22 protein-coding genes and 1 pseudogene are annotated in these 23,913 nt (G+C 72.3%); 15 read left to right on the plus strand and 8 right to left on the minus strand.

The genetic code is table 11. The annotated features are described in order from the left end of the window. Positions 1 to 58: 58 nt before the first annotated feature. Entirely contained in the window at positions 59 to 1,261 is a 1,203-nt protein-coding gene (locus ACLQ27_RS28110; RefSeq protein WP_425869500.1) for a low temperature requirement protein A, read from the minus strand. Positions 1,262 to 1,438: 177 nt separating this feature from the next. Here ACLQ27_RS28110 and ACLQ27_RS28115 point away from each other — a divergent pair, with 177 nt between their 5' ends. Together ACLQ27_RS28115 and ACLQ27_RS28120 are read left to right on the plus strand one after the other, a co-directional pair. Further along, a complete protein-coding gene (locus tag ACLQ27_RS28115) occupies positions 1,439 to 2,014 on the plus strand; it encodes a TetR/AcrR family transcriptional regulator (protein WP_357493251.1) in 576 nt (191 codons plus the stop codon). An 86-nt stretch (positions 2,015 to 2,100) separates the two neighbouring features. Further along, on the plus strand, positions 2,101 to 2,811 hold the full coding sequence (locus tag ACLQ27_RS28120; protein WP_357493249.1) for an HAD family hydrolase: 711 nt from the start codon (positions 2,101 to 2,103) through the stop codon (positions 2,809 to 2,811). Between the two features lie 367 nt (positions 2,812 to 3,178). Here the strand turns inward: ACLQ27_RS28120 and ACLQ27_RS28125 are convergent, their stop codons facing one another. The 5 genes from ACLQ27_RS28125 to ACLQ27_RS28145 all read right to left on the minus strand — a co-directional run bounded on the left by ACLQ27_RS28125 (position 3,179) and on the right by ACLQ27_RS28145 (position 6,015). After that, complete coding sequence (locus ACLQ27_RS28125; protein ID WP_234589836.1) at positions 3,179 to 3,496, minus strand: hypothetical protein; 318 nt, start codon at positions 3,494 to 3,496, stop codon at positions 3,179 to 3,181. Positions 3,497 to 3,543: 47 nt separating this feature from the next. Beyond that, positions 3,544 to 3,975, minus strand: coding sequence for a hypothetical protein (locus ACLQ27_RS28130; protein ID WP_234589839.1), 432 nt, complete (start codon positions 3,973 to 3,975; stop codon positions 3,544 to 3,546). A 185-nt stretch (positions 3,976 to 4,160) separates the two neighbouring features. Further along, a complete protein-coding gene (locus ACLQ27_RS28135; protein ID WP_425869503.1) occupies positions 4,161 to 4,862 on the minus strand; it encodes a VOC family protein in 702 nt (233 codons plus the stop codon). Between the two features lie 176 nt (positions 4,863 to 5,038). Next, positions 5,039 to 5,227 carry a DUF397 domain-containing protein gene (locus tag ACLQ27_RS28140; RefSeq protein WP_357493243.1) on the minus strand — a complete coding sequence of 63 codons (189 nt, stop codon included), beginning with the start codon at positions 5,225 to 5,227 and terminating at the stop codon, positions 5,039 to 5,041. Next, the gene (locus tag ACLQ27_RS28145) at positions 5,215 to 6,015 is read right to left on the minus strand and encodes a helix-turn-helix domain-containing protein (RefSeq protein WP_425869505.1); all 801 of its coding nucleotides are present in this window, start codon (positions 6,013 to 6,015) and stop codon (positions 5,215 to 5,217) included. The genes ACLQ27_RS28140 and ACLQ27_RS28145 overlap by 13 nt, the downstream gene beginning before the upstream one ends. A 283-nt stretch (positions 6,016 to 6,298) precedes the next feature. Here ACLQ27_RS28145 and ACLQ27_RS28150 point away from each other — a divergent pair, with 283 nt between their 5' ends. From ACLQ27_RS28150 to malQ, 6 genes are all read left to right on the plus strand, one after another. Then, positions 6,299 to 6,553 carry a flavin reductase gene (locus tag ACLQ27_RS28150; RefSeq protein ID WP_357493238.1) on the plus strand — a complete coding sequence of 85 codons (255 nt, stop codon included), beginning with the start codon at positions 6,299 to 6,301 and terminating at the stop codon, positions 6,551 to 6,553. A 278-nt stretch (positions 6,554 to 6,831) separates the two neighbouring features. Further along, entirely contained in the window at positions 6,832 to 8,121 is a 1,290-nt protein-coding gene (locus ACLQ27_RS28155; RefSeq protein ID WP_357493235.1) for an ABC transporter substrate-binding protein, read from the plus strand. Beyond that, entirely contained in the window at positions 8,118 to 9,101 is a 984-nt protein-coding gene (locus ACLQ27_RS28160) for a carbohydrate ABC transporter permease (RefSeq protein ID WP_425869509.1), read from the plus strand. The genes ACLQ27_RS28155 and ACLQ27_RS28160 overlap by 4 nt, the downstream gene beginning before the upstream one ends. A gap of 1 nt (position 9,102) precedes the next feature. Then, complete coding sequence (locus ACLQ27_RS28165; protein WP_234589857.1) at positions 9,103 to 9,939, plus strand: carbohydrate ABC transporter permease; 837 nt, start codon at positions 9,103 to 9,105, stop codon at positions 9,937 to 9,939. A 10-nt stretch (positions 9,940 to 9,949) separates the two neighbouring features. After that, the gene (locus tag ACLQ27_RS28170; protein ID WP_234589859.1) at positions 9,950 to 11,158 is read left to right on the plus strand and encodes an ABC transporter ATP-binding protein; all 1,209 of its coding nucleotides are present in this window, start codon (positions 9,950 to 9,952) and stop codon (positions 11,156 to 11,158) included. A 158-nt stretch (positions 11,159 to 11,316) separates the two neighbouring features. After that, a complete protein-coding gene (gene malQ, locus ACLQ27_RS28175; RefSeq protein ID WP_425869511.1) occupies positions 11,317 to 13,341 on the plus strand; it encodes a 4-alpha-glucanotransferase in 2,025 nt (674 codons plus the stop codon). On the opposite strand, the pseudogene ACLQ27_RS28180 reads toward malQ, so the two are convergent. After that, positions 13,323 to 14,443: pseudogene (locus ACLQ27_RS28180) on the minus strand (winged helix DNA-binding domain-containing protein). The gene malQ and the pseudogene ACLQ27_RS28180 sit on opposite strands and share 19 nt — an antisense overlap. Before the next feature lie 135 nt (positions 14,444 to 14,578). Here ACLQ27_RS28180 and ACLQ27_RS28185 point away from each other — a divergent pair. The 4 genes from ACLQ27_RS28185 to wrbA all read left to right on the plus strand — a co-directional run bounded on the left by ACLQ27_RS28185 (position 14,579) and on the right by wrbA (position 17,081). Continuing rightward, a complete protein-coding gene (locus ACLQ27_RS28185) occupies positions 14,579 to 14,971 on the plus strand; it encodes a hypothetical protein (protein WP_234589865.1) in 393 nt (130 codons plus the stop codon). 80 nt (positions 14,972 to 15,051) lie between these two features. Continuing rightward, a complete protein-coding gene (locus ACLQ27_RS28190) occupies positions 15,052 to 15,810 on the plus strand; it encodes a HipA family kinase (RefSeq protein ID WP_234589868.1) in 759 nt (252 codons plus the stop codon). After that, a complete protein-coding gene (locus ACLQ27_RS28195; protein ID WP_357493221.1) occupies positions 15,807 to 16,175 on the plus strand; it encodes a DUF3037 domain-containing protein in 369 nt (122 codons plus the stop codon). Before ACLQ27_RS28190 ends, ACLQ27_RS28195 begins: the two co-directional genes overlap by 4 nt. 288 nt (positions 16,176 to 16,463) lie before the next feature. After that, positions 16,464 to 17,081: an NAD(P)H:quinone oxidoreductase gene (wrbA, locus tag ACLQ27_RS28200; protein ID WP_234589883.1), complete on the plus strand. Its 618-nt coding sequence runs from the start codon at positions 16,464 to 16,466 to the stop codon at positions 17,079 to 17,081. Between the two features lie 113 nt (positions 17,082 to 17,194). Here the strand turns inward: wrbA and ACLQ27_RS28205 are convergent, their stop codons facing one another. Beyond that, positions 17,195 to 19,126: an anthranilate synthase family protein gene (locus tag ACLQ27_RS28205; RefSeq protein WP_425869549.1), complete on the minus strand. Its 1,932-nt coding sequence runs from the start codon at positions 19,124 to 19,126 to the stop codon at positions 17,195 to 17,197. 271 nt (positions 19,127 to 19,397) lie between these two features. Between ACLQ27_RS28205 and ACLQ27_RS28210 the strand changes: the two genes are divergently transcribed. The 3 genes from ACLQ27_RS28210 to ACLQ27_RS28220 all read left to right on the plus strand — a co-directional run bounded on the left by ACLQ27_RS28210 (position 19,398) and on the right by ACLQ27_RS28220 (position 23,877). Then, positions 19,398 to 20,810 carry an FGGY family carbohydrate kinase gene (locus ACLQ27_RS28210; protein ID WP_425869514.1) on the plus strand — a complete coding sequence of 471 codons (1,413 nt, stop codon included), beginning with the start codon at positions 19,398 to 19,400 and terminating at the stop codon, positions 20,808 to 20,810. A 98-nt stretch (positions 20,811 to 20,908) separates the two neighbouring features. Beyond that, positions 20,909 to 23,458 carry a sensor histidine kinase gene (locus tag ACLQ27_RS28215; protein WP_425869516.1) on the plus strand — a complete coding sequence of 850 codons (2,550 nt, stop codon included), beginning with the start codon at positions 20,909 to 20,911 and terminating at the stop codon, positions 23,456 to 23,458. Beyond that, complete coding sequence (locus ACLQ27_RS28220) at positions 23,455 to 23,877, plus strand: roadblock/LC7 domain-containing protein (protein WP_053652618.1); 423 nt, start codon at positions 23,455 to 23,457, stop codon at positions 23,875 to 23,877. Before ACLQ27_RS28215 ends, ACLQ27_RS28220 begins: the two co-directional genes overlap by 4 nt. Positions 23,878 to 23,913: the final 36 nt, after the last annotated feature.

Consider the following 23,913-nt stretch of genomic DNA (forward strand, 5'->3'; position numbering starts at 1 on the left):
CGAGAAGCTGTCGCACGTGCAGCAGGCGACCGCGCTGCGCCGCTGATCGATGGCGGGGTCAGAACGGCGGCCTGGCCATCTCGCGGGGCCGGTGCCGGGAGTGCCGGGAGTCCGCGCCGGCGACGCCGAGCAGCACCAGGGTGGCGGCCGTGCCGGCGGTGAGCGGTCGCAGGGGGAGGGTCGCCGGCACCAGCAGGGCCAGGGCGAGCAGGCCGGCTGTCCGGGAGCGGGAGATCCGGGCGAACACCTGGTATTCCAGGGCGGACCTTCCGGCGAGGAAGAGCGCCGGACCACCGATGATGGGGATGAGCCAGGTCGCCGGGAGGGGCCCGAACGGCTCGGTGATGTAGAGCTCCATGCCCACGCCGGTCAGCACGATCCCGGCGATCATCGCCAGGTGGGCGAACGCCATGTCGGTGGCGAGTTGGGCGGGGTCGCCGGAGTTGCCGACGGCGGCGTCCAGCGTCCCGCCGGCCAGGTGGAAGTAGATCCGCCACAGCAGGACCGTCGTCGCCAGCGCGAGTACGAAGGCGGCCGTCTGCTCGGCGTGGAAGCCGCTGCCGCTGAACGCCAGCCCGATCACGAAGATGGCCTCGCCGAGCGCGATGAGCAGGAACTGCTGGTACCGCTCGGCCAGGTGCTCGGCCGCGATGCCCTGGACACCGAGCCGTTGCGCCCCCAGGCGCGGCGTCGGCCACCCGAGGTACGACCCGGTGTAGTCCACCAGGACGGCGACCGCCCAGAGCCAACCACGGACGTCGCCGTCGTTCACCAGCCCACCGACGATCCAGAACGGCGCGCTCAGGCCGAACCAGAACATGATCCGGATCGACTGCTGCGGATCGGGGCGGCCATGGCCGGCGATGTGGAAGTACACCACCCGTCCGACCTGGAGGGTCACCAGCGTGATGGCGAACAGGGAGGCCCGCGCGCCGAATCCGTCGGGCACGGCGACCGCCATCGTCATCGCGCCCGCCATCGTGATGACGATGACGGTCTGGACGACCATCGCCTCCGGGTCGAGCCAACTGGTCGACCAGACCGTCAGCGTCCACACCGTCCACAGCGCCAGGAACAGCACCAGCGCCTGACCGAGGCCCGCGAACGCGCCCCGCTCGCCGTCGGTGAAGTCGTCGATCAGCCGCAGGGAGATCCGGGTGAGGGCGAAGACGAAGACGAGATCGAGGAACAGCTCCAGGAAGGTGGCCCGCTCCCGGGTGCCCGCGCCGCGCAGCAGCCCGCCATCGGGGATTTCCCTCACCCGCCGACCGCCTCGGTGGGCGGACGCCGTCGAACGACCACGTGCCCTCCCGTCGCGGTGACCTGACCACCTAACGAACCACCACCGGATACGGCAGCGAAGGGGCTCGGAGCAGGCGATCAGTCACCAATCTGTCACGAGGCGGATGCGGACAGTGCGGATCGTTACGCTCGGCCGGTGTCCGTACCTGCCGAGGAGGCCATCGAACACCAGCGACGCCTGCTCATCGTCGCCGCCGCACGCGCGCTGGCCGAAGCCGAGGGCTGGGTGGGCCTGAGCGTCCGTCGGGTCGCCGAACGGGCCGAGATGGACCTCGGCGACCTGTACCGCCACTTCGCCGACCAGGAGGCGCTGCTGGCCGCGGTCGCGGTGCACGGCTTCGCCGATCTGGCCGCCACGCTGACCGCAGCGCACGCCGACAACCCGTACCCGGAACGGGCCTGGGCGGTGATGGCGAGCGCGTACCTCGACTTCGCGTACGCCAATCCGGCTGTCTACGACGCGATGCTCGCGCTGACCCCGGACCTCGCGCTCGGCGCGGCCGGTGTGCCGGCGGCGCCCCGGGCCGTGTCCGCCGCGCTGCGGGCGGCCCTGCTACCGCTGGCCCAGGGGCGTGATCCGGACACCCTGGCCGAGGTGGGCTGGAGCCTGCTGCACGGCCTCGTGATGCTCACCCGTGGTGGCCGGCTGCGCCCCGAGGCGCAGGAGGAGCGGGAGTCGATGATCGCGGAACGGCTGCTGCGGTGGCCGTGACCGGCGGGCGGAAACTCGCTGGGTGCCCAGGGCGGGATGCCCTAAAGTTCGCGTCCGCACGAGCATGATCGCGAGGAGGGGGCGGCATGACCGCGGACCAGGAGGCCCGCCGACGGGCACAGGTGCTGATCTTCGACGCGGACGACACGTTGTGGGAGAACAACGTCGTCTTCGAGCGGGTGATCGACGACTTCCTGGCCTGGCTCGACCACCCCACCCTGGACCGGGCCCAGACCCGGGCGATCCTCGACGACATCGAGCGGGCCAACGCGGTGGCGCACGGGTACGGCAGCAAGGTCTTCCTCCGGAGCCTCGCCGAGTGCCTGGAGCGGCTGCGCGAACGGCCGGCCACCGATGCCGAGCGCCAGGAGATCGACCGGCTGGCCCTGGCGCTGGTGGAGCACCGGGTGGAGCTGATGCCCGGTGTCGCCGAGGCGCTCGACGAGTTGGCCGGCCGGCACGAACTGCTGTTGCTGACCAAGGGCGAGCGGGAGGAGCAGCAGCGCAAGCTGGACGCCTGCGGGCTGCTGCACCACTTCGGGGCGGCGCACATCGTCGCCGAGAAGAACGTCGACACCTACCGGTGGCTCATCCGCGAGCACGGGTTCGAGCCGGCCGACGCGTGGATGATCGGTAACTCCCCGAAGTCCGACATCCTCCCGGCGCGGGCGGCCGGGCTGAACGCGGTCTTCATTCCGAACGAGAACACCTGGGTGTTGGAGGACGACGAGCTGGACCCGACCGACGACGGCATCCTGCGGCTGGCCGCCTTCCGTGACCTGCTCCGGCACTTCTGACCGTCGAACCCGAACAGCGTCGAAGATCAGGGTCGCGTTACGCGCACATGCCGCTTTTTCCCCTTGAGATCAGTCACGTCGCGGACGGTCCCGCAACGCTTGTCCGGCCCGTCGGGATCCGCCTAACCTGGGCCGGCGCTCACGGCCTTTCGGGGTGTGCCGGGGGCGCACGGGTGTCCGGCGGGTGGGCACCGTGGAGCTGAGTGCAGGGCGGCCGGAACCTCCCCGCCGGGCCGCGTGGCGTCGTGCCGCGCCCACGCGCGCGGTGGGTGCCGGACCTGTCCGCTCCCCGTCGGACGGCCGAGGGTCAGGACCGGGTAGTTGCGGACCCGGTCCTGACCCGGCCACTCCGATCGGTGCCGGCCCGTCAGGCGCGGTGCCGGCCGTCGCCGCCGTGGTGGGCGTCCGGCTCGTCGGACCCGCCGCGCACGATCGAGATCGCCACCCGGCAGAACTCGTCCATGTCCGGGTTGAACCCGGCCGCGATGTCGGGATGCAACCCGGAGCGGGTCTCGTCCAACAGCCGCTGGCACACCTGCTCGACCGGCTCGCCGGCGTAGCCGGCGCGAACCCGGTCGGTGGCTGCCTGGAGAGCCGAGGTCAGCTGGTCCTCCAGCGGCCCGCGCAGCTTCTGCTGCACCGGATCGAGCCCGCGCGGGTCGAGCGTGACATGTGGCTCCGACATCGGTGCTCCCTTCGTCGGCGTCCGCGATACCCCACCGCGGCCGTCGGTCAAACGCCGGATGGTACGGCGGCGACCCGCACCTGGTACGAGAAGTCCTCCGCCGGCTCCTCGTGGTACGACAGGCGGCGGATCTGCCGGTCGTCGTCGTAGAGGGCGACGTCCACCAGGACGCCGAGGTGCGCCAGGCCGATGGTGGAGACCCGCTTCTTGTCCTGGAGCACCGCGCAGACGCCGCCGAGCAGGGTGCTGGCGTCGGATGTCCGGTGCCCGGGCGGGCAGCGCAGAACCAGGTCCACCTCGATCGGCCCGGGCAACGGCGTCCAGCCGGTGCGCTGGGCCGCGCCGAGGGCGGCCTGGAGCAGGGTGCGGACCCTCGTCGCCTGCCGATGCCCGGCGGCGAAGATGGACAACGCTTCGGTCTTGACCGGTGGCAGGCCGCTCACCTCGAACGTCAGGGCGAGAGCGCGGGTGTCCTGCACGACGGCACCTCCCTCATTGGGACGATCCTGCCGAACCGGTGCAGTGGCGGTGGGACGTTCCCGCGATAACCAACCGATCGGGCAGGCTGGGCCGGCCGGAGGCGTGTCGACGTCGGCGGCGAACGCGCTGGCTGCGGCGCTACGGAAACGCTAGTCGAAGCCGCCCGCGCTGGGTAGTCGGTCGTTCACCCGGTGGGGCGTGGCGAAAAGGCGCAGAACTCGTTGCCCTCGGGGTCGGCCAGCACCCACCAGCGCGCCTCGGTGATCGGCTCGCGCAACAGCGTCGCGCCCGCGTCGAGCAGAGCTGTCGGCTCCGGGCTGACCATCTCGACGTCCCAGTGCATCCGGTTCTTGACGGCCTTGGGCCCGGGCGCCGCGTTGAACACCCAGCGCTCCCATTCGAACCCGGCCGCGCCGACCACCGACGCGTTGCTCGATCCATGCTCGACCCTGCCGCCGAGCACACCGGCCCACCAGGTGGCCTGAGCGGCCGGGTCGACCGCGGCCACCACCAGCCCGACCGGACCCGGCCGGGCCCCGTCGCTGGCGGGAAGCACGCAGAACTGGTTGCCCTCCGGGTCGGCCAGCACCCGGCGGTCGGTGTCGCCGTCGGGCTCGCGCACCGACCGCGCGCCGGCCGCGAGCAGCGCCGCCGGGTCCGCGTCCGCCAGGCGCAGATCCAGGTGTACGCGGGTCGCGCCGGTCCGGGGCTCGGGCACCCGGTTCACCCAGATCGACTCGGCGGCCGAGCGTGCCGAGCGGGGATCGATCCGCGTGTCGCCGTCACCGGCGTCGGCCACGTCGGCGTCGAGCACCCGCGCCCAGAAGCCCGCCAGTGCGAGCGGGTCGGCGGCGTCCAGGCAGAGGTCCTTGAAGCGTGCGATCACGGTCCCAGCATGGCCGGTCCGGCGCGGTCGCGGGGGGCGGTGCGTGGCGTGTCGTACGCGGCGGTCCGCAAGATCCGCACAGTTTCGGTGATATTGCTGCCTCCGGCGGCCTTGAGGCAGCAATATCAGGGATGTTGTGCGGATCTTGCGGGGTGCTGGCCCGGGAGAGCGGGTGGTCAGCGCTGTGTGGCGTAACCGATGAATGCCTTCCAGGCATTCCGGGTGACGTGGAGGGTCCCGCCGTCGCGGTCCTTGGTGTCGCGCACCAGCACGACGTGCGGCAGGTTGTCGGCGACCTCGACGCAGGAACCGCCGTTGCCGCCGGACCTGGTCGACTTGCGCCACTGCGGGGTCAGGGTGTCCATGCCTTCGCCACTTCCTTGATCAGCTCGATTGACTGCCGGCGGGGGAGGGCCTCGTTGCGGACGATCTCCCACGTCTTCGCCAGCTTAGCGACGTCGGTCGACGCGTCGACGAACTGCGCGATGAGCTGGTTGTCGGCGTGCGCCACCCGCTCGCCGTCCGGCATCTCGGCGATGATGAACTGACCGGCCAACCCCAGGTACATGCCCGCGTCCACCGGGACGACATGCACCTGGATGTGCTCCTGGGCCGCCAGCTCCACCAGGTGCTCGCACTGCTCGACCATGAGGCCCGGCTGGTCGAGCACCGGCCGGCGCAACACCGCTTCGTCCAGCACGGCGATGAGCTGCGGCGGGCGGGGGCGTCGCAGGATCGCCTGCCGCTCCAGCCGGGACGCGACGATCCGGTCGACGTCCTCGGCGTCGAACCGGCCGCCGGCCAGCGTGGCGCGGGCGTACCGCTCGGTCTGCAACAGGCCGGGCACGTACGCCAACTCGAACCAGCGCAGCGTGGTCGCCTCCCGCTCGAACTCGATCCATTCGCGCAGCCAGGCCGGTTCGGCGTCGAGCCGGCCCAACCGCTCCAGCATCCGCTGGAAGCGCTCGCCGGTCCGGTGGTGGTTGTCGACCGCCCGCGTGTACTCCTTCGTGGGCGGTCGCCCGCCCGTCTCGACCGAGCTGACGTGCGAGCCCGAGTAGCCGATGGCTCGGCCGAAGTCGTCCTGGCTGAGCCCTGTCTCCGCCCGGAGTAGCCGCAGTTCCTCCAGCACGTAGTCGGTGACGGTCCCCATCAATTCCCCAATCTCTGCCCAACCCGGATCGGCGTGTCGGTCCCGACCGCTCGCCTGAGTCCATGAGCTGCGCGGATGGCGCGAGCGCCTATCGAAGGTAGTCGAGTCATCGCAGACTGTCACCAATGGCGGGTTCGCTGGTGGCCGCAACGGCGCTGGCGGGCTCTGCCCCCTGGGGTCGCTCCCGTTCCCCCCCCCCTTGCGGGAGCGGCCCCTTCCCCATGCGCGAGGAGGCCGATGTGCTGAGCCCGACAGACCACCACGACGAGACACGGTGGTGGTGATGGTGGTTCGCCCGCCCACCCCACATGTCGCCATGCGTCCGCTGTGGCGGTGCCGCAACTGCGGCCGGGAGTGGCCCTGCCAGCCGGCCAAGCTCACCCTGTTGACGGAGTACCGGACCGACCGGACGGGTCTGCTGATCTACCTCGGCGCCCTGATGAACGAGGCGACCCACCATCTCACCCAGCTCCACCCCGACCACCCACCGGCGCGGATGACCGAGCGCTTCCTCTCCTGGGCGCGAGCCCGGGGCTGACGCTTGCCGGTCGGGGCGCGCAAGATCCGCGCAGTTTCGGTGATATTGCTGCCTCCGGCGGCCTTGCGGCAGCAACGACAGGGATGTTGTGCGGATCTTGCGGGGTGCTCGTCTTGCCCGTTGCGGGCAGGTTTCGTGACTTCGCAGGCGGGGCAGTGTAGCCGCTGGGACCATCCGGGCCTGGGCATTTCCGCAGCTCATCGGCCCGCAATGGCCTCGCCGTGCACCGGGGCACGGATGCCCCTCCCCGGTTTCTCGCCGAAGAGAGGGGGAGGGCGATGACGGACCCCGAAACGGCTCGACACCGGCGTCGGCCGGCTGCCCGGCTCGGCGCCGCAGCCGCCGCGCTGGCGCTGGTCGCGCCGCTGGCCGCGTGCGGCGCCGACGACGGTGGCGGCGGTACGCCGACGATCAACCTGTACTACCCGCCGGAGCAGAACCTGCAGAAGGTGGTCGACGACTGCAACGCGCAGGCCCAGGGACGATACAAGATCGTTTACCGGGTGCTGCCCCGCCAGGCCGACGACCAGCGGGTGCAGATGGTGCGCCGGCTGGCCGCCGAGGACACCGGGATGGACGTGCTCGGCCTGGACGTCACCTGGACCCAGGAGTTCGCCAGCGCCGACTGGATCCGCGAGTGGACCGGCCAGGACAAGTCCGACGTCGAGCAGGGCACCCTCGCCGGGCCGCTGGACACCGCCCGCTACGAGGACAAGCTCTACGCCGCGCCGAAGAACACCAACGTCCAACTGCTCTGGTACCGCAAGGACCTGGTGCCGCAGCCGCCGACCACCTGGGACCAGATGATCACGGCCGCGAAGCAGCTCAAGGAGCAGGGCAAGCCGTACCAGGTGCTCACCATGGGCGCGCAGTACGAGGGCCTGGTCGTCCTCTACAACACCCTGGCCGAGAGCGCCGGCGGAAAGGTCCTCTCCGACGACGGCAAGAAGGCCGTCATGGACGACGGCACGGTCCGGGCGCTGGACCAGCTGAAGAAGTTCGCCACGTCGGGCGTGACGTCGCCGTCGTTCAGCAACGCCACCGAGGACCCCGTCCGGCTGGAGTTCCAGTCCGGCTCGGGCGCGTTCCAGGTGAACTGGCCGTTCGTCTACCCGGCCTTGCAGGAGGCCAACCCGGAGCTGGCCAAGCAGGTCGGCTGGGCGCGGGTGCCCGGCATCGACGAGAACACGCCCAGCAAGGTCACCATCGGCGGCGTGAACCTGGCGGTCAGCTCCTACTCCCGGCACCCGGAGCAGTCGTTCGAGGCGGCCCGGTGTCTGCGCAGCCCCGAGCACCAGAAGTTCTCCGCCATCAACGACGGCGTGCCACCGACCATCGAGGCGGTCTTCGACGAGCCGGAGATGACCGAGGCGTACCCCATGAAGGACACCATCCTCGAAGAGCTGAAGGACCCGGCGACGCGTCCGCTGACCCCGGCCTACCAGAGCATCTCAACTGTCATGTCGGCGATCCTGTCGCCGCCGTCGGCGATCCGTCCGCAACAGACGGCCGATGAGCTGCGCGGCGCCATCGCCGACGCCCTGGAGTCCAAGGGGGTCCTGCCGTGAGTGTCAACGCCACGCCGGCCGGCGCGCAGGTGAGCGCCGAGGCAGAACGATCCACCACCACCGTGCCCACGCAGCGAGGCGGCCGTCGCAAGCCGCCGCTGAGTGAGAACAAGAAGGCCGAACGCCGGCTCGGTTGGCTGCTCTGCGCGCCCGCCGCGCTGGTGATGGTGGCGGTGACCGCGTACCCGATCATCTACTCGGTCTGGCTGTCGTTGCAGCGCTATGACCTGCGCTTTCCGGACCAGCGCGAGTTCATCGGGCTGGAGAACTACGTCACCGTGCTCACCAACGAGTTCTGGTGGACGGCGTTCGGGGTGACCGCGCTGATCACTGTGGTCACCGTGGCCGTCGAGCTGGTGCTCGGCATGGGGCTGGCGCTGATCATGCACCGCACGCTTGTCGGGCGCGGCCTCGTCCGCACGTCGGCGCTCATCCCGTACGGCATCGTCACGGTGGTCGCCGCGTTCTCCTGGCGGTACGCCTGGACGCCCGGCACCGGCTACCTGGCCGACCTGTTCAGCGACGGTGCGCCGCTCACCGAGCGGGCCAGCTCGCTGGCGATCATCATGCTGGCGGAGATCTGGAAGACCACGCCATTCATGGCGCTGCTGCTGATGGCGGGGCTGGCGCTGGTGCCGGAGGACCTGCTCAAGGCCGCCTCCACCGACGGGGCGACCTCCTGGCAGAAGTTCACCAAGGTGATGCTGCCGGTGATGAAGCCGGCGATCCTGGTCGCGCTGCTGTTCCGCACCCTGGACGCGTTCCGGGTCTTCGACAACATCTTCGTGTTGACCGCCGGAGGCAACGAGACCTCGTCGGTGTCGATGCTCGCCTACAACAACCTGATCCGGGGTCTCAACCTCGGCATCGGCTCGACGATGTCGGTGCTCATCTTCATCACGGTGGCCATCATCGCCTTCGTCTTCGTGAAGCTGTTCGGCACCGCTGCCCCCGGCAGCGACGACTCCGAGAGGCGCTGACATGGCTGTCGAAACCACCACCCGAGCCAAGGTGCGCTGGGGTCTGCTCGACGTCCTCGTGGTCGTCTTCGCGCTGGTCCCGGTGCTGTGGATCGCGTCGCTGTCGTTCAAGACGCCGGCCACCCTCACCGACGGGAACTTCATCCCCCGGGAGTGGACGCTGGACAACTACCGGACGATCTTCGACACCGACCAGTTCGTCCGCGCGCTGATCAACTCGATCGGCATCGCCCTGATCGCCACGCTCATCGCGGTGGTGCTCGGCGCTATGGCCGCGTACGCGATCAGCCGGCTGGACTTTCCCGGCAAGGGGTTGCTGGTCGGGGTCTCCCTGCTGATCGCGATGTTCCCGCAGGTGTCCCTCGTGTCACCCCTGTTCGAGATCGAGCGTCAGCTCAAGATCTTCGACACCTGGCCGGGGCTGATCCTGCCGTACATCACCTTCGCGCTGCCGCTGGCGATCTACACGCTGTCGGCGTTCTTCAAGCAGATCCCGTGGGACCTGGAGAAGGCGGCGAAGATGGACGGCGCCACCCAGGCGCAGGCGTTCCGGCGGGTGATCGCGCCGCTGGCCGCACCCGGCCTGTTCACCACGGCGATCCTGGTCTTCATCTTCTGCTGGAACGACTTCCTGTTCGCCATCTCGCTGACCTCCACCGAGCGGTCCCGCACGGTGCCGGCCGCGCTGTCGTTCTTCACCGGCGCGTCGCAGTTCGAGGACCCCACCGGGGCGATCTGCGCCGCCGCCGTGGTGATCACCGTACCGATCATCCTGTTCGTCCTCTTCTTCCAGCGCCGCATCGTGTCCGGCCTGACCTCCGGCGCAGTCAAGGGATAGGTGAGTAGTCATGGCTGACATCGTGCTCGACAAGGTGAGCAAGAGTTTCCCGGACGGGACCGTCGCCGTGCAGGACGTCGACCTGGAGATCGCCGACGGCGAGTTCGTGATCCTGGTCGGTCCCTCGGGCTGCGGCAAGTCCACCACCCTCAACATGATCGCCGGCCTGGAGGACATCAGCTCCGGCGAGCTGCGCATCGGCGGCCAGCGGGTCAACGACAAGGCACCCCGGGACCGGGACATCGCCATGGTGTTCCAGTCCTACGCGCTGTACCCGAACATGACCGTGCGGGAGAACATGGCGTTCCCGCTGCGGCTGGCGAAGCTCGACAAGGAGACGATCAACGCCAAGGTCGACGAGGCGGCCAAGGTGCTGGAGCTGGTGCCGCTGCTGGACCGCAAGCCGGCCAACCTCTCCGGCGGTCAGCGTCAGCGGGTCGCGATGGGCCGGGCGATCGTCCGCCAGCCCAAGGCGTTCCTCATGGACGAACCGCTGTCCAACCTGGACGCGAAGCTGCGCGTGCAGATGCGCACTGTGGTGTCCCGGTTGCAGAAGCAGCTCGGCACCACCACCGTCTACGTCACTCACGACCAGACCGAGGCGATGACCCTCGGCGACCGGGTGGTCATCATGCGCGGTGGCGCGATCCAGCAGGTCGGGCCTCCGCAGGAGCTGTACGACCACCCCCGCAACCTCTTCGTGGCCGGCTTCATCGGCTCCCCGTCGATGAACTTCCTGCACGCCGCCGTGCAGGACGGCAGCCTGCACACCGCGCTGGGCGAGGTGCCGCTCGGCGACCGCGTCCGCCGCGAGCTGGAGGCGGCCGACGCGCCCCGCGAGCTGATCCTCGGCGTACGCCCCGAGCACTTCGAGGACGCCGAGCTGGTCGACGAGGACACCCGCCGCCGGGGCCTGGAGTTCGAGGCGCCCGTGGAGATCGTCGAGTCGATGGGCTCGGACAAGTACGTCTACTTCACTGTCGAGGGGGAGCGGGCCAGCGCCGCCGAGCTGGAGGAGTTGGCCGCCGACGCGGGCGCGGGCGACTTCGCCGGCACCGGTGGCAACCTGGTCACCCGGTTGTCCGCCGAGTCGCCGGTCGCGGAGGGACAGTCCCGCCGGGTCTGGTTCAACCTGGAGAAGATCCACCTGTTCGACCCGACCAACGGCCGCAACCTCACCCTGCACGAGGGCAGGTCCGCCGGCGCCCTCGCCGACTGACGGCCCTCGCTCCCATCCCGCCGATCTTGCGGTTTCTGTTGTCGACTGTGTCGCGACAGTAAGCGCAAGATCGGCGGGGCGGGGGCACGCCTTGTGCTGCACCGCGTGGGTGGGCGTGGCAAGGTGGTCGCAGGTCGCATCGTGAGGCGGGGGGCGGGATGGACCGACGACTGACCGCGCTGGCCAAGGCGCACGGCGTGTCCACCTGGTACGAGGACTGGCGGCACCGCCGCGTCGAGGTCGCACCGGAGACCGTCGTGGGCGTGCTCGGCCTGCTCGGCGTGGACGCGACCAGCCCGGCCGCCGTTGCCGACGCCCTCGCCGCCGCCCGCGCGGTCGATCCGACCGCGTTGCCGCCGACCGTGGTGCTGACCCACGGCACGACCCGGGCGCTGCCCGGCCCGGGCGTGGTGACCCTGGAGGACGGCGGTCGCCGCGACGTCGACGGCGAGTTGCCGGGAGACCTGCCGCTGGGCTGGCACCGGTTGGGCTGTGCCGGCCGCGAGGTGACGCTCGTGGTGGTGCCCCGCCGGCTGCCCGTGCCGCCGCGCACCTGGGGTTGGATGCTCCAGCTGTACGCGCTCACCTCGGAACGCTCCTGGGGCATGGGCGACCTCGGCGACCTGGCCGAGTTCACCGGTTGGGCCGGTGCCACGGGCGCGGGGCTGGTGCTGCTCAACCCGCTGCACGCGGTGGGGCCAGCGCATCCGGTGGCCGCCTCGCCGTACTCGCCGGCCAGCCGGCGCTTCGTCAACCCGCTCTACCTGCGCGTGAGTGACACCGCCGCGTACGCTGCGGCAGACCCGGCCACCCGGGCGGTGGTGGACGCGCTGCGCCCCGACCGCGGCGACCTGATCGACTACGACGAGGTGTGGACCGCCAAGCGGCACGCCCTGGAGCTGCTGCACCCGTACGCCCGGCCGGTCGACCTGGCCGCGGACCCGGCGCTGGCCAGCTTCGCCACCTGGTGCGCGCTGGCGGAGCGGCACGGCAACGACTGGCGTGCCTGGCCGGCGGAGCTGCACCACCCGGACGCCCCGGCGGTCGCCGAGCAGCGTCGGCAGCTGGCCGACCGGGTGGCCTTCCACGCCTGGCTGCAACACCTGTGTGACGAGCAGCTCGACGCCGTCACCGCGGCGGCCCGCGCGGCCGGGATGCCGGTCGGCGTGGTGCACGACCTGGCCGTCGGCATCGACCCGGGCGGCGCGGACGGCTGGCAGCTCGCCGACGTCCTCGCCCAGGGGGTGCGGGTCGGCGCCCCACCTGACGACTTCAACCAGCTCGGCCAGGACTGGGGCCTCGCCGCCTGGCGGCCGGACCGGCTCGCCGAAACCGGGTACGCGGCGTACCGGGACATGCTGCGGCGGACCCTGCGGCACGCGGGCGGCCTGCGGGTCGACCACGTCGCGGGGCTGTGGCGGCTGTGGTGGGTGCCGCCGGGCGCCAGCGCCGCCGAGGGCACCTACGTCCGGTACGACGCCGAGGCGATGCTCGGCATCCTCGCGCTGGAGGCCCACCGGGCCGGCGCGGTGGTGGTCGGCGAGGATCTCGGCACGGTCCAACCCGCCGTGACCCGGGGGCTGCGGGGGCGCAACATGCTCGGTTCGACGGTGCTGTGGTTCGCCCGGGACGACGACGGCACCTTCGTCCCGCCGGCCCGGTGGCCGCGTAACGCGCTGGCCAGCATCTCCACCCACGACCTGCCCACCGCTGCGGGCTTCTTGACCGGCGAGCACGTCCGGGTCCGCGACGAGTTGAAGTTGCTCGGCACCGACGTGACGGTCGAGCGGGCCCGGGCCGCCGCCGACCGCGAACGGCTGCTGGCGATGCTGCGCGACGAGGCGCTGCTGCCCGAGCCGGCCGACCCGGAGGCGACGCCCGGCGGCCAGCCGGCCTCAACCGACGACGACGTGGTGGTGGCGATGCACGCCGCGCTCGCGGCCAGCCCCACCCGGCTGCTCGGCGTCTCCCTCTACGACGTGCTGGGCGAGGTGCGCCAGCCCAACATGCCGGGCACTGTCGACGAGTACCCGAACTGGCGCCTGCCGCTGCCGGCGACCGTGGCGCAGATCCGCGACGACCCGCAGGTGACGCGCGTCGTCGACCTGCTCACCGCAGCGCGTCCCCGATCGTCCGCCCCGCGCCGGTCCGAGCCGAGCAGCCCTCAGGCCGACCAGTCATAGCGGGCGGGCAGCCCGAGGTAGTCCGCGTACCGTCCCAGCGCCTGCTCCACCCGCGCTCGCTCGCCGGCGTCCAGCGCCGTCAGCGGCCGGATCGCCACCGTGACGGCGGCCCGGCCGAGCGTACGCTTCCAGACGCCCACCACCCGGCCGGCGCGGACCACCGTCGCCTGGAAGACGCCGTTGTTGCCGGGCACCACGGCCGGCTGGTGCGCGGGGTCGAGCATCAGCGTGCGGTCCCGGTAGCCGAGCAGGTACTCGTCGAAGCCGGGCAGCGCCAGCACGTCATCCTGCGGCGCGCGCGCACCGGCCGACGCCGTGTCGCACAGCGCCGCGTCCACGTGCATCGGCTCGCCGTCGACGACCACGGTGCTCAGCAGTTCGCCGGCGGCTGCCAAACCGCGCCGCGCGTCGGTCAGGGTGAGGCCGCTCCAGCCGGCGAACTCGCGGGCCGTGACCGGCCCGTGCCCCCGGACGTAGCGGTGGGCGAGCACGGCCAACGCCTCGTCCCGATCCAGGTGGCGCTGCTCCGGCGCCCACTCGTCGAGCAGGGCGAAGGTCTGGTCGACGCCGACGTTCGGCGCCACGCAGGTCACCCCGCGCACGCTCGCGTACCAGAGCAGGTGGTAGCCACGTTGGCCGTCCGTCGACAGGCCCGCCGCCCGAGGGCCGCCAGGCACTCCGCCCGCGTGAGCCGGCGTCCGCCGACCAGCGCCGCGCCGAGCACGTCCAACGCCCGGCCCGCGTCGGCCTCGGTGAGCCCGAGTTGTGTTCGCCGGGTCGCCGCGCCGGCCAGCGAGCGGACGCCGGTCAGCTCCAGCATCCAGCGGGTGTCGGCGGGGGGAACGAGGTGCACGGTGCCCCGCATCGGCCACGTGCGGAGAGCTTCACGGCGCTCCAGCGCCGCCTGCACGTCGGCTCTGGTCCACCCCGGCAACCGGACACCCAGCGACCACATCCCGCTCGCCACATCCTGCGCCTGCATCGCGCCGAACCACTCGACCACGTCGGCGACGGTGCCGGGCCGGATGCTCGGGTGCGGTCGCAGCAGCAGGCTCGTCATCCGCAGGCCGAGCGCCTCGGACGCGGTGCGGTCCCTGGTCATCGGACTCCCTTCCCCGGGGGTGGCTGCGTCAGGGTAGGGCACCCGACCGACAGTGGCCCGGCTGCATAACCGCCTGAGCAGCGGGAAGGCGGCGCACCGGAAGTACGCGAGCCGCGCGTACGAAGGGGGAGTCGCATGACTGCCGCAAGCGAGCCGGCGCGGGGCGCCGGCGTACCGGCCGGGTCTCGGAGCCACCGGGGGGATGCCAGCGCGAAGACCAGCGCGGCCGCCACCTTCGCGCTGGTCTTCGGCGTCGCCGGCCTGTTCAGCGTGTTGACCGCCATCCTCGCCTGGTTGGGGCTGGTGCTCGGCATCATCGGAATCATCCTCGGCATCGTCGGGCTCAAGATGGCGCAACGACCCGGGGTGACCGGCCGCGGGGTGTCGATCGGCGGGCTGGTGCTGAGCATCCTGGCGGTGCTGATCGGCCTCGGCCTCGCCGCGGGCATCACCACCTTCGTCAACAACGAGAACGCGGTGAACCGCCTCCAGACGCAGGTCGACAAGCTGCGCGACAAGCTCGACTGACGCGGGCCGCCCGGATGGCGGAGCACGTCCGACGACGACAGGGGGAGGGCCACGACCCGGGCCCCAGTAGGGTGGGCGACGTGCTCCGCCAGGTCAACGCCATCCGCTACGTCACGCCGCTGCGCGAGGGTGGCTCGCTGCCGGGCGTCGTGGAGGCCGACGACCTCGGCACGTACGTGGCGAAGTTCTCCGGCGCCGGGCAGGGCCCCAAGGCGCTCATCGCCGAGGTGATCTGCGGTGAGCTGGCCCGCCGGCTGGAATTGCGGGTGCCACCGCTGGTGGTCCTCGACATCGACCCGGTGATCGGGCGGGCGGAGCCCGACCAGGAGGTGCAGGAGCTGCTGCGCAACAGCGGCGGCGCCAACCTGGGGATGGACTTCCTCCCGGGAGCGCTCGGCTTCGACCCGGTCGCACACCCGGTCGACGCCGTGCTGGCGTCCCGGGTGCTCTGGTTCGACGCGTACGTGGAGAACGTCGACCGGAGCTGGCGCAACCCGAACCTGCTGGTCTGGCACCGGGAGCTGTGGCTCATCGACCACGGCGCCGCGCTGTACTTCCACCACAACTGGCCGCGCGCCGACGCCGCCGTGCACCGGGCCTACCGCGCGGACGACCACGTGCTGGAGCCGTACGCGTCGCGAATGGCCGAGGCCGATGCCGAGCTGGCCCCCCGGGTCACCCCGGAGCTGCTGCGGGAGGTGCTGGCGCTGGTGCCGGACCAGTGGCTGACCGCCGCCGACTTCGACTCGGCCGACGCGGCGCGCGAGGCGTACGTGGCGCACCTGTCGCGGCGGGTCGCCCGGCCGGCGGACTGGCTACCGGCGGGGAGCGTGGCGTGAGGCATCCGTTCGAGTACGCCCTCATCCGGCTGGTTCCCCGCATCGAGCGCGGCGAGCAGATCAACGTCGGGGTGCTGCTCTACTGCCAGCAGCGTGACTTCCTGGCCGCGCGGACGCACCTGGACGCCGATCGGGTCCGCGCGCTGGCGCCCGATGTCGATCTGCCGGCCGTGGCGGCGGTGCTCGACTCTCTGGACCGGACCTGCTCCGGTGACGGGCCGGCGACCCGGATGCGGCTCGGTGAGCGGTTCCACTGGCTGGCCGCGCCCCGCAGCACGATGATCCAGGCGGGCCCGGTGCACACCGGCCTCACCGCTGACCCGGCCGACGAGCTGGATCGGCTGATGGCGGCGCTGGTCCACTGAGCGCACGGGCCGCGAGGTCTCGGGACGTACCCCTGATCGCGCTGCGCCAGCGTCGTTGCCAGCGGAGCGCGATCCCCCGTTCAGGCGCCCGGTGCCTGGGGGGCGGCAGGATCGCGCCGGCACCGATGGCATCAGGATGGCCGCCCGCGCTCACGGCCGGGCCGGAACGACCGGGAACTTGCGGAAAACTTGAGCCCGGACGACCGGAAGGCGGTCACCGGCGTCGTTTGTCACCGCACCCGTCGGGTAGTCGCGGGAGCTGACCCGAGACGAGAAGGGGACAATCTGATGGCTGCCCAGACCAAGGTAGCGGTGATCTATTACAGCGCCACCGGCATCACCTACCAGATGGCGCAGGCCGCGTGCGAGGCCGCCGGGGAGGCCGGCGCCGACGTGCGCCTGCGCAAGGTGCGGGAGCTGGCGCCGGACGAGGCGATCCGCTCCAACTCCGGCTGGCAGGCGCACCACCTGGAGACCCAGGACGTGCCCGAGGCGATGATCGACGACCTGGCCTGGGCCGACGTGGTGATCCTCGGATCGCCCACCCGGTACGGCATGATCGCCGCCCAGCTGAAGCAGTTCATCGACACCACAGGTCCGCTGTGGGCGCAGGGCGCGTTGGCCAACAAGGTCTACGCAGGCTTCACCTCGACCGCGACCTCGCACGGCGGGCAGGAGACGACCCTCACCTCGCTCTTCAACGTCTTCTACCACTGGGGTGGTGTCGTGGTGCCCCCCGGCTACACCGACTCCAGCCAGTTCATCGCCGGCAACCCGTACGGCGCCTCGCACACCAGCAACAACGGGGAGATCGCCCCGGACGCGGTGGCGCTGGGCGCCTGCGCCCTCACCGCCCGCCGGGCGGTGCTGATCGGCACCGCGCTCAAGCAGGGCCTGGGCGGCTGACAGCTGGTGCGACCGGTGGCGCGGGCGGGGGCTCTCGGCCCGCCCGCACCACCTGTCGCACCAGCCCTACCCCACGACGGCGGTGGCTATGCCGAGCGGGCGCGGCCGGTCGGCTACGCCTGGTGGGCCGGGCCGGTGGGCGATGCCTGCCGGACCTGGCGGGACGCCGGCAGCAGATCGGCCAGCAACTCGGTCAGCACGGTCAGACCGTCCGGGCTGAGCACCGACTCCGGGTGGAACTGCACCCCGGCGAAACCCTGCCCGCGCAGGGCGTGCACGGACCCGTCGCGCGCGTCCCGGGCCAGCTCCACCGTCCCGTACGCGGTGTGCAGCAGGTCCAGCTCGGCCCGTGCCGTGAACGAGGAGTAGAAGCCGACCCGGCGGGTCCTGCCGAACAGGGCGACCTCCCGTTGCAACCCCTGATAGGGCGCGTCCCGGCGGTGCAGGGGCAGCCCCAGCAGCCCGGCCAGCACCTGGTGCCCCAGGCAGACCGCGAGGGTGGGCCGGCCGGTCGCCAGCAGTCCGTCCAGCAGCTCCCGCAACGCGGTCATCTTCGGGTCGTCCGCGCTGCCCGGGTCGCCCGGCCCGGGCCCGGCCACCACCAGGTCGTACTCGTCGACCGGGCCACCGGCGTGCCACGGCCGCAGCGTGACCGCGAGACCCAACGCGCCCAGCTGGTGCGCCAGCATGCCGGTGAAGGTGTCCTCGGCGTCCACGATCAGTGCCCGCCGACCGGCCAACCCGGGCAGCCCCGGCGCGTCCGGCGCCCGCTGGTCCAACCAGAACCGGGCCAGCGGCGTGTTCCGCGCGGCGAGCGCATCGCGTACCGCCGGGTCGTCGGCCAGCCGCACGACCGGCCCGCGGTCGCCGGCGGGCGCCGCCGGGCCGAGACCGAGCGCGGCCAGCACCCCGGCGGCCTTGGCGTGCGTCTCGGCCACCTCGCCGGCCGCCGTGGAGTGCCGGACCAGGGTGGCGCCGACCGGCACCCGCAGCTGGCCGGCGGGGGAGATCTCGGCGGTACGGATCAGGATCGGCGCGTCAAGCGTCTGCCGGCCGGCGTCGTCGTGCCCGAGCAGGGCCAGCACACCCGCGTAGTAGCCCCGGCCCCGGCGCTCGTGCCGGGCGATCACCCGGCAGGCGTTCTCCATCGGGCTGCCCGTCACGGTGGGCGCGAACATCGTCTCCCGCAGGACCTCCCGCACGTCGCGGGTGCCCCGCCCGGCGAGCAGGTACTCGGTGTGCGCCAGGTGGGACATCTCCTTGAGGTACGGGCCGATGACCTGGCCGCCGTGCTCGGCGACTGTCGCCATCATCTTCAGCTCCTCGTCGAGCACCATGTAGAGCTCCTCGACCTCCTTGGGGTCGGCGAGGAACCGCAGCAGGGCCTCCCGGTCCCGGGTGTCGCCGCTGGGCCGGAAGGTGCCGCTGATCGGGTTCATCATCACGAGCCCGTCGTCGACGCTGACGTGTCGTTCGGGGCTGGCGCCGACCAGGGTCCGCGTGTCGGTGTGCACCACGAACGTCCAGTAGGCGCCACGCTCGGCGACCAGCAGCCGGCGCAGCGCGGCCAGCGCCGCCACCAGCGGGGCGCCCTGCACTGTGGCGTGCAGGGTGCGGTGGATGACGAAGTTCGCGCCCTCGCCGCGGCCGATCTCCTCGGTGAGCACCCGCTGCACGATCCCCGCGTACTCCTCGTCGCTGACGTCGAACGCGGCGTCGCGGGTGCGGACCGGCTGGTCGGGCAGCGCGGCCAGGGCCTCGGCCAGGGGGATCCGCAGGTGCTCGCGGACCTGGAGGCACTCCAGCGGGGCGTCGTCGTCGACGCAGGCGAAGCCGCGTTCGGCGATCTGCCGGAACGGCACCAGGGCCAGCGTCCGCGCCCCGGGCACGCTCGGCGACAGCGGGATGTCCGCCAGCCGGTCGACGGTGGCGACGACGCCGGTGAACAGTTCCAGCTCGTCGGCGCCCTCGCGGCGCAGCAGCGCGAACGGGCCGGGGTCGTCGCCACGGGAGATGGCGGCGAGCAGGTCGGTCAGGTGGGTCAGGCTGGTCATCGTGGTCTCCGTGGGCCGGGCGCCGCCAGCGGTGGCGGCCATCCGGGCCGGGAGATCCGGCGGCCGCCTCGGTGGCGGCCGCGTGGATGGAGCTACGCGCGGGGGGTGGCCGCCGGGTCGGCGGGCCACCAGGAGGTTGGGTGCGCGAGCATGCGGTCCACCTTACGCGGCCGCGGCCCGGCCCGGGACCCCTTCGGACGTACGGGTGTGCCCGACCGGACCTTCGTTCCCGCGCGGCCGGCACCGGGTAACTTGACCGGCGATGAACATTCTCGCGCTCGACCTGGGCACCTCCTCCGTACGCGGGCTGGTGCTGGACGGGGGAACCCAGCCGCTGCCCGGCGCCCTGGCCCGGCGGAAGGTCAACCTCGCCATCGGTGACGACGGCACCGGCACGCTCTCCGGTCCCGGTTACCTCGCCTGTCTCATCGAGTGTCTGGACGAGCTGGCCGAGGCGGGGCACCTGCACGACGTCGGTCTGGTGGCGACCTCCGCGCAGTGGCACTCGGTGCTTCCGCTGGACCGCGACGGCACTCCGCTGGGCCCGGTCGTCACCTGGTTGGACACCCGGCCCGCGCCGGTCGGCGACACGTCCGGCCCGGCCGACCCGGACGGGTTCCACCAGCGCACCGGCTGCTGGTGGCACCGCTCCTACTGGTCCATGCGCCTGCCCTGGCTGCGGGAACAGTCGGGCTCGCCGATCGCACGGTTCGTCGGCCTGCCGGAGTACGTGCTGGGCGAGCTGCTGCAGGCGGCGCCCATGTCGGTCTCCCAGGCCTCCGGCACCGGCCTGCTGGACCTGAGCAGCCTGCGCTGGGACGAGGAGGCGTTGACGCTCGCCGGCGCGCGACCGCGCGACCTGCCGCCCCTGGGTGAGCTGGACTGGCACGGCCGGCTCCGGCCCGACCGCGCCCGCCGCTGGCCGCAGCTGGCCGAGGCCCGGTGGACGCCGCCGGTGGGTGACGGCGGCGCGTCGAACGTCGGCTCGGGCTGCGCCGACCCGAGCCGCGCCGCGGTCACGGTGGGCACCTCCGCGGCCGTACGCCTGATGCAACGGATCCCGGCCGGTGAGCCGCTGCCGCGGCTGCCCGAACGACTCTGGCGTTACCGGGTCGATCACGACCACGTGGTGACCGGGGCGGCGTACTCCAGCGGTGGCAACCTGTTCGCCTGGGCGAACAGGGAGCTGCGACTGCCCTCCGGGGACGAGTTGGACGCGGCGCTGGCGTTGGTGCCGGCGGGCGGCGGCCGGCCGGCCGATCCCCGTTTCGGGGGCGACCGGCCGCCCGGGTTGGCGCCGGCGGGTTCGGGCGAGCTGCGCGGCCTGAGCTTCAGCACCACTGCGGTGGACATCCTGGCCGGGTTGATGCAGGGGCTGTGCGAGCTGGTCGCCGACGATCTCGCGGTGTTGGAGTCCACCGTCGACAAACCGGTCGGGGTGGTGCTGGGTGGCGGCGCGGTGGCCGCCTCGGTGTGGTGGCGGCAGGCATTCGCCGCCGCGCTCGCGCCGCGTCCGGTGTCGCACCAACGGAACCCGGAGATCGGTGCCACCGGCGCCGCGTTGGTCGCGCTGGGCCGCTTTGGCGCGGCGGCCGAGCTCGCCGACATCGGCCGGACGGATGAGCTGGTCTTACCGACCACGACAGGACGGTCCCACCCGCAGTATCCTTCCTGAACTTTCGCCCTGCCCGGGCCGTTGACAGCGCTACCGAGCCTGGTTGGATGGACTGCGCTCCCCGGGTCGCGGTGGACGCGGCAGGAGGAGGAGGCAGGGTGGCGGCAGGTCCCGACCCGGCGACCGGCGGGGTGTCGAACCACCGCCGGCGACGCTTCGACGTCCGCGTCGTCCCGCATCGACGCCGCTCGCCGTTCCGGCTGCGGGACTGGCGGATGAGCACCAAGCTCGCCACCGTGCTGGTGGTGCCGTCGTTGGCGTTCCTGGTGCTCGCGGGGGTGCAGACCAGCACCCTGGTCGGTCGGACGACAGCGCTCAACGACTTCTCCCGGCAGGTCGCCATCGGCCGGGAGATCACCGCCGTGGTGCACCAGCTCCAACAGGAGCGGGACCGCTCGGCGGGTGAGCTGGGCGAGCTGCGCCGCGGTGGCGACCGGCAGGCCGCCGCGACCGCGCTGCGGCCGTTGCAGGCGTCCTCCGACCGGGCGATGGCCGACCTGAGTCGGGCGGCCAGGCCGCTGGCCGACGCCGACGCGTCCTGGCGGGTGGCCTTCTCCGAGGCGCAGGAGGCGTACGACCAGGTGATCGACATCCGTCCGGCGATCCCGCCGGCGGTGCTCAGTAACGACACCATCCTGAGCAACTACCACCGGGCCGTGGGCGCGCTGCTGGATCTGCTCGCCGAGCCGACGCCGGGTCAGGACCGGGCGGCGCTGAGCGACGCGGTGCTGCGCTACGTGCAGCTGGCCCGGGTCAAGGAGCTCTCCTCGCGCGTCCGCGCCCAGCTCTACGCCGCCGCCCGCGCCGGCCGCTATGGCACGGAGGACCGGGTGGCCCTCACCGACCTGCGGGCCCAGCAGTTGACCGCCCTCGGCGCGTTCCGGGTGGCCGCCACCACGGACCAGATCCGCCGGTACGACGAAACCTCGGTGAACCCGCTGTTCCTGGTCGCCACCCAGCTGGAGGAGCGCAGCCTGCCGGCCGGGAACGCCGCGTCCGAGGTGCTGCCGTCCGAGCAGTGGTGGTCGGCCAGCCAACAGCGTCAGGAGCTGCTGCGCCAGGTCGAGGCGGGGGTGCTGGACGACGCGGTGCGCCAGGCCGACGACGCCAGCAGTGGCCAGTTGCGGGCCACCCTGCTGGTGGTCGGCGGTGTCGTCGCCGTCCTGCTGGTCGCTCTGCTGATCTCGTTGCTGGTGGGGCGGTCGGTCGCCCGGTCGATGCGGCTGCTGCGCAGCCAGGCGCTGCGGATCGCGCAGGTCGAGCTGCCGGACGCGCTGGATCGGCTGCGGACCGTCACCGGCGGGGTGCCGAGCATCGAGGTAGCGCCGGCGGTGGTCCGTTCACTCGACGAGATCGGTGAGCTGGCGGAGGCGTTCGTCGCGGTGCACCGCAGCGCGGTGACCGTCGCCGTCGAGCAGGCGTCGATGCGGCGCAACGTCAACGCGATGTTCGTCAACCTTGCCCGCCGCAGCCAGGTGCTGGTGGAGCGCCAACTGGAGCTGCTCGACGACCTCGAGCGCGAGGAGAGCGACCCGGACCAGCTCGACAACCTGTTCAAGCTCGACCACCTGGCCGCCCGGATGCGCCGTAACGACGAGAGTCTGCTCGTGCTCGCCGGTACGGATTCCACCCGTCGGTGGAACCGTCCGGTGGGTCTCGGCACCGTGCTGCTGGCCGCCGCCGCCGAGATCGAGCAGTACCAGCGGGTCCGGCTGGATTCGGTGGGCGAGGTCAACGTGGTGGGGCACGCGGTCGGGGAACTGGTGCACATGCTGGCCGAGCTGTTGGAGAACGCGACAGCGTTCTCCCGTCCGGACACTGTCGTGCTGGTGACCGCCCGGGTCCAGGCTTCGGGAGCCTTGATCGAGATCGTGGACGACGGCCTGGGCATGAGCCCGGCCGCGCTGGCCGAGGCGAACGCGGTGCTGGCCACTCCGCCGGCCGCGGACGTCGCGGCTGTCGAGCGGATGGGCCTGTTCGTGGTCAGCCACCTGGCGAGCCGCCTCGGCGTGCGGGTGCAGCTCGACGCGGGCCAGAGCGGCCTGGTCGCGCGGCTGGTGCTGCCGGGCGCCCTGCTGGCTCCGGCTGGTTCGGTGGAGCTGGATCCGCCGGCGCCGGCGCGGATGCTGGCGGCGAGTGCGGCGCGGGGCGCCGCCGCGCAGCGGCTGCCGGGAGCGGCCCGGTCGGCGGGTGCCCGTGGCCCGGCCGTCGCTCCGCTGGACCTGCCGGTGGCCGGTCGCCCGCCGGCCGCCACCGTGCCGCGCCAGAGTCGCCCCGTGCCGGTCCGCGCCGAGGACGTGCTGGCGCCGGCCGCCGTCGGCGGCGGCGCTGACGGCGGCGGCTGGTGGTCCCGGCAGGGACCGACCGGGGCGGCGGCCCCCGGCCCGGCCGCGCCGCCCGCCACCCCGGTGACGGCCGGCACGAACGAGCGGGGCCTGCCGATCCGCGTGCCGATGGCGCAACTCTCCGCGGTCACCCGCCCGGCCCAGCCGGAGTCGGCGCCGGCGCGCGCCGAACTGGACCCGGAGGCGGTCGGTGGCATGCTTTCCCGGCTCTACAGCGGGGTACGGCGTGCCGAGGCCGAGGACACCACCGAGATACCGGTGCCACCCTCGTGGGGGCACGACGAAGGAGGACGACGACAGTGACGACGTTGAGCCAGGAGGCACGTGACCTGAGCTGGCTGGTGAGCGCGTTCGCGGAGCGGGTGCCGGGTGTGGCGCACGCGGTGGTGGTCTCCTCCGACGGGCTGCTGGTGGCCATCTCCGACCATCTGCCCCGCGACCACGCCGACAAGCTCGCCGCGGTGACGTCCGGGCTGATGAGCATCACGGCGGGCGCGGCGCAGATGTTCGACGGCGACATCGTCAAGCAAACGGTGGTCGAGATGGGCCGGGGCTACTTCCTCGTGATGCAGGTCCGCGACGGGTCGATCCTGGCCACGCTCGCGGCCGGCGATGCGGACATCGGCGTGGTGGGCTACGAGATGGCCCGGTTGGCGAAGCAGGCGGGGGAGATGCTCACCCCTGCCCTGCGGGCGGAGTTGCAGCAGGCGCTGCCCCGCTGAACGTTCCCGACCGGAACCCGGACGGTCACCGGCTCA

The organism is Micromonospora sp. DT63, assembly GCF_049841615.1.
Lineage (GTDB): Bacteria > Actinomycetota > Actinomycetes > Mycobacteriales > Micromonosporaceae > Micromonospora.